12 protein-coding genes and 1 pseudogene are annotated in these 12828 nt (G+C 65.2%); 7 read left to right on the forward strand and 6 right to left on the reverse strand.

Going from position 1 to position 12828, the window contains the following annotated elements:
- Positions 1–126: 126 nt before the first annotated feature.
- Complete coding sequence (locus CJ179_RS11905; RefSeq protein ID WP_179377566.1) at positions 127–1176, reverse strand: nitronate monooxygenase family protein; 1050 nt, start codon at positions 1174–1176, stop codon at positions 127–129.
- 457 nt (positions 1177–1633) lie between these two features.
- Here CJ179_RS11905 and CJ179_RS11910 point away from each other — a divergent pair, with 457 nt between their 5' ends.
- The gene (locus tag CJ179_RS11910) at positions 1634–1828 is read left to right on the forward strand and encodes a hypothetical protein (RefSeq protein WP_005565087.1); all 195 of its coding nucleotides are present in this window, start codon (positions 1634–1636) and stop codon (positions 1826–1828) included.
- 103 nt (positions 1829–1931) lie between these two features.
- Here the strand turns inward: CJ179_RS11910 and CJ179_RS11915 are convergent, their stop codons facing one another.
- Both CJ179_RS11915 and CJ179_RS11920 read right to left on the reverse strand, forming a co-directional pair.
- Positions 1932–2129, reverse strand: a complete 198-nt coding sequence (locus CJ179_RS11915; RefSeq protein WP_095861619.1) for a PAS domain-containing protein — start codon at positions 2127–2129, stop codon at positions 1932–1934.
- 203 nt (positions 2130–2332) lie between these two features.
- Positions 2333–2533, reverse strand: coding sequence for a hypothetical protein (locus CJ179_RS11920; RefSeq protein ID WP_072946732.1), 201 nt, complete (start codon positions 2531–2533; stop codon positions 2333–2335).
- A gap of 250 nt (positions 2534–2783) precedes the next feature.
- On the opposite strand from CJ179_RS11920, the gene CJ179_RS11925 reads away from it, so the two are divergent.
- Entirely contained in the window at positions 2784–3011 is a 228-nt protein-coding gene (locus CJ179_RS11925; RefSeq protein ID WP_072946733.1) for a hypothetical protein, read from the forward strand.
- Between the two features lie 192 nt (positions 3012–3203).
- On the opposite strand, the gene CJ179_RS11930 is transcribed toward CJ179_RS11925, so the two are convergent.
- Positions 3204–5561 (reverse strand): arylsulfatase, encoded by a 2358-nt coding sequence (locus CJ179_RS11930; protein ID WP_095861620.1) that lies wholly within the window; start codon positions 5559–5561, stop codon positions 3204–3206.
- A gap of 467 nt (positions 5562–6028) precedes the next feature.
- Between CJ179_RS11930 and CJ179_RS52150 the strand changes: the two genes are divergently transcribed.
- Positions 6029–6394 (forward strand): hypothetical protein, encoded by a 366-nt coding sequence (locus CJ179_RS52150; RefSeq protein ID WP_072946735.1) that lies wholly within the window; start codon positions 6029–6031, stop codon positions 6392–6394.
- Between the two features lie 21 nt (positions 6395–6415).
- A complete protein-coding gene (locus tag CJ179_RS11945) occupies positions 6416–6877 on the forward strand; it encodes a hypothetical protein (protein ID WP_083395717.1) in 462 nt (153 codons plus the stop codon).
- Between the two features lie 415 nt (positions 6878–7292).
- On the opposite strand, the pseudogene CJ179_RS50570 reads toward CJ179_RS11945, so the two are convergent.
- Positions 7293–7604: pseudogene (locus tag CJ179_RS50570) on the reverse strand (nitronate monooxygenase); the annotation flags it as partial.
- A gap of 226 nt (positions 7605–7830) precedes the next feature.
- Between CJ179_RS50570 and CJ179_RS11955 the strand changes: the two are divergent.
- The gene (locus CJ179_RS11955) at positions 7831–8397 is read left to right on the forward strand and encodes a TetR family transcriptional regulator (RefSeq protein WP_095861622.1); all 567 of its coding nucleotides are present in this window, start codon (positions 7831–7833) and stop codon (positions 8395–8397) included.
- Between the two features lie 212 nt (positions 8398–8609).
- Here CJ179_RS11955 and CJ179_RS11960 read toward each other — a convergent pair whose 3' ends face one another.
- Positions 8610–9980 carry an MFS transporter gene (locus tag CJ179_RS11960; RefSeq protein WP_179377567.1) on the reverse strand — a complete coding sequence of 457 codons (1371 nt, stop codon included), beginning with the start codon at positions 9978–9980 and terminating at the stop codon, positions 8610–8612.
- 540 nt (positions 9981–10520) lie between these two features.
- On the opposite strand from CJ179_RS11960, the gene CJ179_RS11965 reads away from it, so the two are divergent.
- Together CJ179_RS11965 and CJ179_RS11970 are read left to right on the forward strand one after the other, a co-directional pair.
- A complete protein-coding gene (locus CJ179_RS11965) occupies positions 10521–11384 on the forward strand; it encodes an oxaloacetate decarboxylase (RefSeq protein WP_095861624.1) in 864 nt (287 codons plus the stop codon).
- Positions 11385–11486: 102 nt separating this feature from the next.
- On the forward strand, positions 11487–12776 hold the full coding sequence (locus tag CJ179_RS11970; RefSeq protein WP_095861625.1) for an aromatic ring-hydroxylating dioxygenase subunit alpha: 1290 nt from the start codon (positions 11487–11489) through the stop codon (positions 12774–12776).
- The last annotated feature ends 52 nt before the right edge of the window (positions 12777–12828 follow it).

The following is a 12828-nucleotide window of genomic DNA, read 5'->3' on the forward strand; positions in this document are numbered from 1 at the left end:
ACATTTCTGATCGCGACCCGCCCAAGGGCATATGAAACACGGCGATGCCGGCTCTAACTCAGCGATGAAATACGGGGTGGCAACTGCTGTACACGACGGTGGCTCGGCGAGGACCCGACACTGAGGTCACGGCGGTGAGATCCGCTTCGCCGCAGCCTCGAGCGATACGCGGCACCCCTTGACCAGGCGCTGCACCACCTCGGCGGCGGGCCGATCCTTCGCGAGCTGGTAGGACTGCCCGGCCCAGAGATTCACCGCTTCGCCGTCTCCGCTCTCACGCGCGGCCTGGCGCAGCGGCGACGTCGCGTAGTGGATCTCCGGGTAGGCAGCGGGTGCGGTGGCGGTGTGTTCGTCGAGGAATCGGTTGCGGATGCCACGCGCCCACCGTCCGGTGAACGCACGAGTGAGCGCGGTCGGCCGGCCCCTGGTGAGTGCGTCGCGCACCACCGCCGAGGTACCCGCCTCCGGGCAGCGCATGAAGACCGATCCGAGCTGCGCGGCGGCTGCACCAGCTGCCAGCGCCGCTGCCAGCCCAGCGCCGGTGGTGATGCCGCCGCTGGCCACCAGGGGGACCGGGAAGACGGTGCCGCGCAACAACTGCATCAACGCGATCAGGCCGATCGGGTCGGTGAGATCGTCGCCCGGACGGGAGAGGAAGGTGGCACGATGACCGCCGGCTTCGGCTCCTTGCGCGATCAACACGTCCGCGCGCGCAGTCACGGCGACCTGCGCCTCGATGGTCGACGTCACGGTGACCCACACCTCGGACCCGACGGCGTGCAGTCGCTCGATCTCTGTCGGCGACGGGCAGCCGAACGTGAACGACACCACCGCAACGGGATCGGCGACGAGGAGGTCGAGCTTGGCGGACCAGTCGTCGTCGTCGAAACGCGGTTCGCCGACTTCGGCTCCGGTCGCGGCGAGCTCGTCGAGGTACGGCGCGATCTGCTCGACCGGTGTCGGCTTTCCCGGCGCGAACAGGTTCACCCCGAACCCCGCCGAGGTGAGCTGCTGCGTTTGTGAAATCCGTTGCGCCAGCACGTCGGCGCTCAGATATCCGGCCGCGAGGATGCCGAACCCGCCCGCCTCGGTGACGGCCGCGGTGAGTTCCGGCGTGGACGGTCCGCCGGCCATCGGGGCAAGAACGATGGGCGCACCGATGGCGTCGAGGATCACGCGGACTCCAATTCTTCGAGTACCAACCCGACGGCGCCGAGAATCAACACGATCCGCATCCCTCCAGTATTCCCCGGCCGTCGGGGTGGTCGCCGGTGAATCGAGATCCGGCCCGGCGGGGATGCCGCCGCGGGGACCGGGGTATCGGCGGAGCCATCTGCTGCGCGTTCGGCGAGACAGTGCAGCGGCTCGTCGTCGCTCTCACCGCACGACGTGAGCAAACCGGCGGACTGCGTCCTCGGTCATCTCCTGAGTTGTCGCGGAGCGTGATGCATGCCTGTGTCAACCTCGCGTACCGTTTTTCGATGCCTCTATTGACGGAAGTGCCAGGTCCAAGCGATGATTTAGGTATCCCACCTGCGGGTGGGGAGGGCCCGTCCCTCTGTTGGAGATCACTCATTGGGCAGCACCACAACGGTCGCTGTCGTCGCGTGTCCGCCAACAGACGGAGGTCCACATGGCCCAACCCGAAATTCTCGTCTCGATCGCCTTGGTGATTGCCGCGTGCTTTGTCTTCTTCGTGACCGCCTGCCTGGTCACCGCCATCCTCATTGTTATCCTCACCGGCAGCACCGCCGGTCTCCGCGACTTCGCGAAGGTGATCGTCGCCCTCGGCCGGGTGATCCGATTCTGGTTCCGGTTCGGTAACTGACGCGCGAGCCCTCAAACGCGAGGACAGTCCCCGGCCTCGGGTCGGGGACTGTCCTCACTTGGATTTCGCCTATCAGTGTTTCCGCATTGCCGTTCCGGGGCTCTCACAGTATGGGTGCGTTCTCATGTGCGTCGAACGGTCGCGGCGAGCCGATGGCGGTGTCATTCAGGTGGATCACCTGGTGGACGTGCAGGCCGGCGATCTCGGGCAGGTCGTATCCGAGCAGTGTCGCGAACGTCTGATTGACGTCGAGCAGGCGTGACTGGTCGTGCACGAGAATTGGAATAAGGCTGCGCGCCATCAGGCGCCGGACTCCTCGCCGCTCAGCGCCACCGCCGTGCGCCGGTGGCAATGTGTGCGGATGTTCGGGTTCCAAATCTCTGTGGTCCGCGGGATCGGTCGGGGTGCGCTCGTGCCCGGGCGGACGCCGCGCGTCTCGCGCGCTGACCCACCCTGCGGGGCGGTACCGTTGCTGGCCCCGCTGGTCGTGGTCGGCCGCGCGAGTCAGGTCGGCTCGGTGGTCGTCCCGCCGGTGATCGGTGCCGCCTGCGGGTCGGGACGGTCCATCCGCTCGAGATGGGCCTTGATCCACTCGGTGGTGTGTGTCCGTGCGGAACCTGGGGGCGTGTACTCGGCCGGTCCGTCGGTCATGGCGTCCTTTCGTGTGGAGTAGTAGCGGAGGGCGTTCGGGTGGCGTTGCGTCATCGGTAGTCGGTGCCTGAGTGGTTAGTGAGATCCGGGCAGTTTCGACGTGTCGGTGTCGTTCTCGTCGGTGGACGGTCCTCCGGGGGCGGCTGATGGCGAGTACTCATGGAAGAGAGCGTGCCCGCACGGATTGAACACGCGGTAAACACCGTCGTCGGTGGGAGCCTGTCGACCGACTCCCGCCGATCGACATCTTGCTCGCCCGGCGCTCCTACGCTGGGAGGACCACCACACCAGCGGGAGAAGGATCATGAGTTACGAAGCGATCTACGACGGGGTCCGTTATCCGCTCGCCGATGCGGCCGCCGCCCACGGCCTCGAGGACGCCATCAGGGGCATCTTCGAAGACCACGGCAACGGCGGATTCGTCGGTTTCGTCAGCCAGAACTCGACGGTTCGCCTCCTGATTACGCCGGCGACTCCGGTCGCGATTCGGGGCAGCGACGAGCCGAACCCGAGCGTCGTCTCTCGCTGGTAGCCTCGCGGGCCGCTGGCCGGCGAGGCGCGCAGCAGGCAATACCGTGACGGCCGATCAGGACGCTGACGCCCGCATCTCGGAGTTGGTGGGGCACAACAGGAATGCTGATCGGTGGACACGTTCGACGGAAAGCGCGGGCTCCACCGAGCACATCATGTCGGCAGAGCCCGACGCCTCGTCGTTTCGATCTTGCTATTCGCGGGAGAGCATGGCGGCGGCTGCGCGTTCGAGGTCGACGTAGGGTTCGCCGCTGACGTCGACGGCGACCCGGTTCAGGGTGCCGCCGGTGAACGCCCAGGGTGTGGTTCCGGGGTAGTCGTCGGTGACGGCTTCGGCGCCCCCGCGGCCGGCGGTGAGGCCCGCGCCGCCGAGACCGAACGGGCCGGGTTGGGTCCGGATCCGGCCCTCGCCGACCTTGCGGTCGCCGTAGTACAGCCTCAGCACGCCTTGGGCGGTGCCGGGCGGATCTTCACCGTCCTTGTCGAAGGAGGCGGCCAGGATCACGTTGTGACCGGTCGGCACGTCTTCGGTGGCGTCGATCCTCTGCTGTTCGCTGCCGAGGAAGTTGTAGACGTAGTGCAGCCGGTTGTCCCTGACGTACAGGGTGTGGCCGCCGAACCGGCCGCCGTGGGCGAACAGCACCCCGGACGCGCCCGGGTCGGGGATGTCGACGAGTGCCCCGATCGAATACGAGCGGTTGCGGACACTGACCGCGACCGACTCGGGCACCGGGGCGCCCCCCGGACGGTAGACGTAGCGGTTGCGCGGGGCCACCGGCTGCGGGCGTGGGGTGGTGAGGATCTCGACGGGCTGACGATCGTCGAGGGGCAGCGCCTGGTTGGCGCCGGCCTCGTGGAACCACAGCCCGACCAGCTCGGCCAGTCGGCCGGGCTCCTCGGCGGCGAGGTCGCGGAGCTCGGCGCGGTCCACATCGGTGTGGTAGAGCTCCCAGGTGTCGTCCGGGAAATGGCTCCAGCCGCTGATCGTGGGGTGGGTGGTGACGGCCTTCCAGCCGTCGTGCCAGATCCCCCGGCTACCGAGCATCGAGTAGAACTGGGTGTGCTTGGCGGTGGGGATGGTGCCGGTGTCGAAGCTGTACCGCATGCTCACCCCTTGCAGCGGGTGCTGGGCGTACCCCTTGATCGTGTCCGGGAGTTCGAGGCCGAGGCAGTCGAGCAGGGTCGGGACCAGGTCGATGGCGTGGTGGTACTGGTCGCGGGTCTCGCCGCGGGCGGTGATCCCGGCGGGCCAGGAGATCAGGCACGGGTCGCAGGTGCCGCCGTTGAAGGTGTAGCGCTTCCACATCTTGAACGGGGCATTGAAGGCCATCGCCCACCCGTTGGGGTAGTGGTTGTAAGTGTTGGTGCTGCCGAGTTCGTCGAGCATCATCAGGTTCTCGGCCAGGTCGTCGGGCACGCCGTTGAACATCTTGTTCTCGTTGACCGAGCCGTTGGGTCCGCCCTCGCCGCTCGCGCCGTTGTCGGAGACCAGCACGATGATGGTGTTGTCGAGTTGCTCGATGTCCTCGAGGTAGGCCAGCAGGCGGCCGATCTGGTCGTCGCAGTGCGACAGGAATCCCGCGTACACCTCGGCCATCCGGGCGAACAGGCGCTTCTCGTCGTCGGACAGGGTGTCCCAGGGGCGGGTGAAGTCCAGCGGCGGGAACGGCTGACCGTCGAGGCCGGTGCGGTTCTCGGGGGTGCCGACCGGGTTGAGCGGGGGCAGCTCGGTGTTCTGCGGGACCAGACCCATTTCCTTCTGCCGGGCCAGGATCTGCTCGCGCATCGCCTCGTACCCGGTATCGAACTTCCCGCGGTAGCGATCGGCCCATTCGCGGGGCACGTGGTGCGGGGCGTGCGCGCAGCCCGGCGCGTAGTACAGGAACACCGGGCGGTCCGGGGCGATCGCCTTGACGTCGTCGAGGTACTCGATGGCCCGGTCGGTGATGTCGACACCGAGGTGGTACCCCTGCTCCGGCGTGGTCGGAGCCTGAACCGGGTGGTTGTCGTGCACCAGGTCCGGGTACCACTGGTTGGTCTCCCCGCCGAGGAAGCCGTAGAAGCGTTCGAAGCCACGGCCGATCGGCCAGTTCCGTTTGGTGGACGCCGCGTTCATCTCGTCCTGGGCGCACAGGTGCCACTTTCCGACCATCGCGGTGGAATAGCCGTGCTCGACCAGAATCTCGGCGAGGGTGGCACATTCGGGTGGGATGTGCCCGTTCGCGCCTGGGAAACCGCTGGCGGCCTCGCTGATACAGCCCATCCCGTTGGTGGTGTGGTTGCGCCCGGTCAGCAGGCAAGAGCGGGTCGGGGAACACAGCGCGGTGGTGTGCCACTGCCCGTACCGCAGCCCGTTCGCGGCGATCTTGTCGATGTTCGGGGTCTCGATCGGGCCGCCGTAGCAGCCCAGAGCGCCGTAGCCGACGTCGTCGAGCACGATGTAGAGGACGTTCGGCGAACCGGGCGGCGCCTTCGGTTGCTCGTACGGACCCCAGTCCGGGATCGAATCACGAATATCGAGATTGACGACACCTCTGAACGGCTTGGCCATGACCGGCTCCTCGATCGATCGGGTCTGCCCCCCTTTCATCCACCAAAGCACTACCCACCCGGTCATCGCCAGAGGCTAATGGGGTAACAGTTCGACGGGACGACCCGCGTGACACCAAGCCCACTGCGCTGGTGGGGTTGCCCGAGCGCGCACGCGATCGCCGCTCGACATGGGCGTGGCTCCGTCGCCACGCAGGTCGCCCCCGGCGTCGTGAGCTCGGGGATGAGAGCTGCCGCTGACCTGCTGCCGGCCCCTCGGTTGGGGGTAGGGCCTCGCGGGGATCTCCGATTCGATCGCAGCTTCCTCGTCGTGATGTCGCAGGATGACGGCCCGAGCTGATCGCGTCGGTCGGTCACGGGATGCTCGACTTCACCATGCCGTATCTGCGCGAGTACCTGCGCGAGCACGCCGCCGAACGCGTCTGACGACGGTCGGCGTATTTCAGTTCCCCCGCTGTTCGTCCTTTCTTGCGGTGGGCCACCCGTATCGGCGTCGTCAGCACCCATCACGCAGCGGCGGCCCGCGCCCTCTGGGTACTCGCCGCGCTCGCCTTCGTGGGCACCTCCGCCTCGGAGGTCTCGGTGACCCTGGTCATCACTCTCGTGGTCGCGATCGCGGCAACAAGTGCCCTGGTCACGGTCACCCGGGAGCCGGCAAAGTCAGCGGCCGCGCGACGGGGCGCGCAGTCCGGGTATCCGGGTGTGCGGTGCGGCCACGCCGCGACAGCGATGGCTCCGATGAGACAGGTGAAATACGACGGTTCACCGATTCGGATCCTGGACGAATCTGATCAGCGGAGCCCCTGCCCATATCTTGCCGACCACACACTTTAAAAGTACATTGAAAGTATGTCTGTGGGTGAGGTGCCGTTCTCGGATATCCAGAACAAGGGGAAGGCGACACTGTCGGAATGGCAGCGGTCGGGAGCGCGGCCGCTGCGGGTGACGCGCCGCGACGATGAGGATCTGGTGTTGATGACGGCGGCGCGGGCGGATCAGGCACGGGAGGTGCTCGCGGCGGCGACGGCGATGGTCGACGCCCTGCTGCACTCGGATGACCGTGATCTGGTGCGCAAGGTAGTTGCGGCGGCGTTCCCGTGGGTGAGCTACCTCTCGGGTGAGGAGGTCGCCGACTTCGTCGACGAGCTGATCGCCTCGCTGCGGGCAGGCTCATCGCTGGATAATCCGGCTCCGCCGGCCCGCACGATCGAGACGTGGCGCCACACGGCGGAGGTGTATGCCGATCCGGAGCTGGCCCGGATCCTGTCGGCGTCGACTGAGGGTGACTTCGGGGCCGTGCCGGTGCCGGAGCTGTGAGCCCGAAGCGATCGCCGACCATGTTCTGTTCGGTCGCGACCCGGTAGAAGGTCCGCTCCGAACAACCGACCGTTCCCGCATCGAACGCCCGCCAATACGTCTGCACCACAGGTAATTCGGCGTACTCGTCGGATTCGAGCACAGCGATGATGGCGGTGCGTTCGACGGCGGTCAGCGCGGCCGGTTGCCGTCGGTTCTTCTGCGGTATCGGGTCGGCCACCGGCTGGTAATGCCGGTAGCGGCGGGTGAGCCGGTAGTAGGTCGAGCGTGGCAGCCCGACCCGCCCACACGCTGTGCGGACCCCGATCCCGGTTGCGGTGAGCTCGTCGACGAACGACCTTGTGTTTGAGTGCCGCATTCTCCTTGCGTAGTCGTGCCAGTTCGGCACGGTCGGCCTGCCCCTGGTGAGTGCGTCGCGCACCACCGCCGAGGTACCCGCCTCCGGGCAACGTATGAAGACCGATCCGAGCTGCGCGGCGGCTGCCTCATCTGTCAGCGCCGCGGCCAGCCCAGCGCCGGTGGTGATGCGCTGACCACCAGGGGGACCTGGAAGACGATGCCGCGCAACAAACTGCATCAACGCGATCAGGCCGATCGGGTCGGTGAGATCGCCGCCCGGACGGCAGGGGAAGGTGGCACGATGACCGCCGGCTTCGGCTCCTTGCGTGATCAACACGTTCGCGCGCGCACCATGATCCTGGCCGGGCCCGATCCCGGGTCCGTGCATGTATGTGGTGAGGGCGTCGGAGGCGAGTAGGTTGGCGGCGATCCGGTCGTGTCGGCGGTGCACCAGCGACGTCAGTGTTGGAGCACGGGTTTCCGGGACGAAGCTGTACGGCAAGCGCAGCCGGGGGTTCCGCCGGATCGGGGTTCCGTCGTGTCGGCATTTGTTGCAGGAGGCGGCGCTAGATACAAGCAATTCAAACTGACTAGTTAGTTGTTATGATGGCGGTATGGCACGGGACTCAGAAGCGACGAAGAAACGAATTCTGGACGCGGCCACAACTGAGTTTTCGAAGTTCGGGATCGCGGGAGCACGTGTCGACAGGATCGCTGCCGTAGCGCAGGCCAACAAGTCGCTGATCTACGCGTACTACGGGAACAAGGACGGCCTCTTCGACTCGGTCTTCAGCAGTCAGGTGGTGGCGTTCACCGACTCTGTCCAGTTCGATGCCACCGACCTGGCCGGCTATGTCGGCCGGGCTTTCGATCTTTACGAAGACAACCCGTCGACGCTGAGGCTGGCAACCTGGTATCAGCTCGAGCGGCCCGACGGGGAGCCACTGCAGTCCATCGCGGCATCGAATCAGTCCAAGCTCGAAAAGATCACTCAGGCACAGCAGGAAGGGCATCTGCCGGCTCAGTACACGGCCCACGAAATTCTTACCATTGTTCGCGCACTTGCCATGTCCTGGCATATCCAGACACCCGAGCTTGGCGCGGTCGCACCCCGGGACAGAGCGCGCCGACGCCAGGTAGTCGTCAGCGCGGTCGAGAACCTCCTTTCGGCCTGCGAGTGAACATCTCGGACTGCGCGCGTTCCGGTGCCTGGAGCCTCCGATGAGAACCCTGGAGAGTGGTGTGGTGGTCACTCACAGCGCAGGAGAGCGTCCTGCCGGACTGGGTATCGGCTCTGCCCTGCAACCGTCTGGAGGTCGACGGCCAAGCGTCGTGTCGGAACGGATCGATGGTTCGGTCCGACACGACGCCCGGAGCTAGAGGGAGTTGGGCGTCAGCCGACGGGGTCGACTGCGGGCTGGGCGGGGTGTTCTCTGTCAGTGTTGCGGGCGCTCAAGCTCTTGCCGCTCGATTCCCCCGTTGTCCAGACCATGGTTGCCCCGAGCACGGCAACGATCGCGACCATCACAGCTACCCACTGTGCGCCGCCGTCCGCGGCGGTGATCAGAGAGGTGGCGATGACCGGGGCGAGGCCGCCGAGGATGGCGCTGCCCTGGTATGAAATCGATACCGCCGTGTAGCGAGACTCGGTCGGGAACATTTCGGTCAGGAGCGCCGCGATCACCGCCTGCATGCCGATCGCGACCACCGCGAACACGACGATGAAGGCGAGGAACAACAGAGCCGTGTTCATGGTGTGGATGGCCCAGAAGAAGGGATAGGCGATCACGACGAGCGTGAGTGCGGCAGTGATGTATACGGTGCGTCGCCCGACACGATCGGACAGCGAACCGTAGAGGGGCATGGTCACAGTGGACAGAGCCCATCCGACTGCGAGTGCGGTAAGCACGATGGAGCGGCTGTGGCCGGCGCCTACCGCGTAGGAGACCGCGAAGCTGCCGAACAGCGACGACGACATCGTCGAGGGCAGGCTGGCGAAGAGTCCGCGCAGCAGTGCGCCGCGGTTATCGAGGAGTGATCGGCTCATCTTCACGGATTCGCCTCGTTCGGCGTACGCCACGAACAGGGGACTTTCGGTCACCTTCAGTCGCATGTAAAGACCGACGATGAGGAGTCCGAAGCTCAGCAGGAATGGTACGCGCCAGCCCCACGAGAACAACTGCTCATCCGGGAGCTGGGTCGTGAGCGCCATGACCAGGGTCGATGCCACGCCTCCCGAAGCCATTCCGGCCTGGCCGATCGCTGTGTAGAGGCCGCGGCGACCGTCCGGCGCGTGCTCGGCAGTCATCAGTGCGGCACCGCCCCATTCCCCGCCGACCGAAAAGCCCTGCAGAATACGAAGAAGAACGAGAAGGATCGGCGCGATTGCTCCGACCTGGTCGTATGTCGGAAGAAATCCGATCAGGCCACTACCGATCCCCATGATGGTCATAGTCATGAGAAGGGTGGACTTGCGTCCATAGCGGTCGCCGAGGTATCCGAAGACGACGCCGCCGAGGGGGCGCGCAACATAGCCGGTGGCGAGGATGGCGAAGGATGCCATGGTCCCGAGGGCGGGACTGAGGTTCGAGAAGAACAGTGGGCCGAACACCAAGGCGGCAGCCGAGGCGAAAAGTGTGTGGTCGTAGTACTCGATCGTGTTGCCGAGGTAACTGGAGATGGTTACGCGACGGACTTCCTGTTGGGAGACAACGGTGTTGCCGTGTGTCTGGGCCAGGGGAAGATTGGATGGGTCTCCACTCATTGCTGAATTCCTCTGATGGTTGGTATGCCGTGCGTCTGAAGCAGGTGAGCAGACAGGCGGCCTCGCGTCCCGGTGTGTGAGGTTGGTCCTATGATTACCCTCTATGTGACGTGCGTCAATACCGAATGTCGTACCCATTCCAATGGCGGAGTCCGGACCGACAAATGGCGGGTAGCAGACAGCGATTCGCTCACAAATGGCGGCTGAACTGCGACGAGGTATCGAATAGAGTGGTCGGCACCACACGTTTGCGACGCCGTGGAACCACTGAGAAAGTGTGAAAAATGTGGCACATATCGAATAATCATTGAACCAATGGTCTATCGTAGGGGCACACCGCATGGCTCCACCCCGAATCTTGCTTCTGATCGATGGCGGCGATTGCGAGTTCGACTGCGAGAAAACGAGTTACCGGTGCCATCAGCCGCTGAGCGAATCCGTTGTGCGAGCAGCGCAGTGGCGTAAAGGTGCTCGGTGGGTGAGCGGGCAGTCATAGCGGACATATCCCATCGATCTGATCCAGACAGGAAACGCGACCCGATGACTCGAATCGACAGAGCCAGCTTTCGACGCCGTCTCGAAGGCAAGGACCCGATTATCGTGCCGTACACGCCGGACGCGCTCACCGCGCGGTTGTGTACGCGCCTGGGCTTCGAGGCGGGGTATCTCGGCGGCGGAGGCCTGGGGTATTCGCTGGCGGTGTCCGAGGCGCTGCTGACCCTTACCGAGCTGGCCTCCGCCGTGGCTGCGGTGCGGCGGCGGTCCACCCTGCCGCTCATCGTCGACGGGGGAGTCGGATTCGGTGATGCCGTTCACCTGACCCGCACCGTGGCGGAACTGGAGACGGCGGGAGCACACGCGATCGAGATCGAAGACCAGGTCGCGCCGAAGCGGGTGAGCCATCACCGCCATATCGAGCACCTCATTCCGGCCGAGGAGATGGTCAAGAAGGTACGATTCGCCGTCCAGGCGCGCGAGGATCCTGACCTGCTGATCATCGCGCGAACCGGGGCGATCCAGAATGAGAGTTTCGATGACGCCATAGAACGCTGCAGGGCGTATCGCGATGCCGGCGCCGACGCTGTGATGTTGCTTCCGGAGGGGTCCGAACAACGGGCCCTGATTCCGGAGAAGCTCGACTGCCCGGTCGCCACGTTGACGTCATTGGATCTGCACACGCCCGACGAGTGGGCGGATATGGGTTACGCCCTGGTGATCGACCCCGTCACCGGCCAGACCGCCGCCTGGGCGGCGGTCACCGAGGTGTATCAGCGGCACGCGGAGGGCCGGTCCAGCGGCCGAAATCCCGCGGACGCCTTCCGGATCTGGGAGGAGTTCCAGGAGATGGCGGGGCTCGAGGAGTTGTATGCGATCGAGCGCGAAACCACCGAGCCGGGAACGTAGGTTCCGCCGAAATCTATTTGCTCTACCCTCTTGCTAGGAGGTTGGTCCTATGATTAGCCTAATTGATGAAACAACGTCCGTTTCGGAAAGTGCGAGGTCCTGATGCTTCAACCTGAACTCAACGAACGACTCAGCCGCGTCGGCAAGGGAACTCCCGCTGGAGAGCTCTACCGGAGGTATTGGCTGCCGGTCGCCGCCGCGACAGAGCTCGACGAGAACCCGGTCAAGCCGGTGCGAATCCTCGGTGAAGACCTGGTGCTCTACCGTTCGGAGGCGGGAGAATTGGGTCTGGTCACACGGAAGTGCCCGCACCGGGGTGCGTCGTTGGCGTACGGGTTCCCTGACGGGCCAGGGCTGCGATGTGCTTACCACGGGTGGCTCTTCGACGGCACGGGTAGTTGCCTCGAACAACCCAATCAGGAACCGGCCTCGCCGCGCCTGCGAGAGCGCGCCTCGATTACCGGCTATCCGGTGCGTGAACTCGCCGGCCTGATTTTCGCCTACCTCGGCGAAGGGCCGGCCCCGGCGCTGCCCCTGCTCGATCTGTTCACGCTCGAGGAAAACGGCACGCAATTTCGGGACATCGGATCGGCGATCATCCCCTGCAACTGGCTCCAGATCATGGAGAATTCGTTCGATCCCACCCACGTCGAGTGGTTGCACGGCAAGTACTTCAATTACACCCTCGAACGTGCCGGCGAGGAGCCGACCGAACTGGCCGGTCACCACATCAAGATCGGATTCGATCTCGTCGACTACGGCATCATCAAGCGTCGTCTTCGTGAAGGACAGACCGAGGAGTCCGAGGACTGGCGGACCGGACACCCCGTGTACTTCCCCCACATTCTCAAGGTGGGCGGATACGGACTGCAGTCGCTGCAGATTCGTGTTCCCGTCGACGACACGAACACCCTGCACTTCTGGTACTGCTGGTTCGACGTGGAGGAGAAGTTCTCCCATCTGGTCCAGCAGGTTCGACAGCTTCCTGACATCTACGACGTCAAGCTGCAGGACGACGACGGAACCTTCCGTATGGACACCATCGACTCGCAGGACGCGATGGTGTGGGTGACGCAAGGACCGATTGCGAGCCGCCACGACGAGAACCTCAGCTCCTCGGATCAGGGCATCGCTCTCTTCCGGACCCTGCTCCGCAAGCAGCTCGACTCGAACGAGGCGGGCGAACCGGTGATGAACGTGTACGACCCGGCCACCGAAGGCAATGTCATCGAGCTTCCCATGGAGCGTAAGGAACTCGGCTTCGGCGGCGCCTCCAAGGGCAACCCCGTCTCGGCGTTCCTGCGGACCCAGAGCCTGTACAGTCCTCGACTGACCGCGCTCTCGAAACTGATCGATGCCGAGGCAGAGCAAGCGAGCCGAGTTCCTTCATGAGAACCGATCTCATCGAGTTCGCCAGGAATTCCAATCCGAACCGCCAACCGTG

This window comes from Rhodococcus sp. ACS1 (assembly GCF_002300155.1).
GTDB classification, from domain to species: Bacteria; Actinomycetota; Actinomycetes; order Mycobacteriales; family Mycobacteriaceae; genus Rhodococcus_F; species Rhodococcus_F koreensis.

What these genes read in the sequence shown, in the direction of transcription:
- CJ179_RS11925 (WP_072946733.1), top strand. Translation starts at nt 2,784, where the DNA reads ATGAGTTACGAAGCGATCTACGACGGGGTCCGTTATCCGCTCGCCGAT.
- CJ179_RS11955 (WP_095861622.1), top strand. Translation starts at nt 7,831, where the DNA reads ATGGCACGGGACTCAGAAGCGACGAAGAAACGAATTCTGGACGCGGCC.
- CJ179_RS11960 (WP_179377567.1), bottom strand. Translation starts at nt 9,980, where the DNA reads ATGAGTGGAGACCCATCCAATCTTCCCCTGGCCCAGACACACGGCAAC.
- CJ179_RS11915 (WP_095861619.1), bottom strand. Translation starts at nt 2,129, where the DNA reads ATGGCGCGCAGCCTTATTCCAATTCTCGTGCACGACCAGTCACGCCTG.
- CJ179_RS11910 (WP_005565087.1), top strand. Translation starts at nt 1,634, where the DNA reads ATGGCCCAACCCGAAATTCTCGTCTCGATCGCCTTGGTGATTGCCGCG.
- CJ179_RS11920 (WP_072946732.1), bottom strand. Translation starts at nt 2,533, where the DNA reads ATGACGCAACGCCACCCGAACGCCCTCCGCTACTACTCCACACGAAAG.
- CJ179_RS11965 (WP_095861624.1), top strand. Translation starts at nt 10,521, where the DNA reads ATGACTCGAATCGACAGAGCCAGCTTTCGACGCCGTCTCGAAGGCAAG.
- CJ179_RS11970 (WP_095861625.1), top strand. Translation starts at nt 11,487, where the DNA reads ATGCTTCAACCTGAACTCAACGAACGACTCAGCCGCGTCGGCAAGGGA.
- CJ179_RS11930 (WP_095861620.1), bottom strand. Translation starts at nt 5,561, where the DNA reads ATGGCCAAGCCGTTCAGAGGTGTCGTCAATCTCGATATTCGTGATTCG.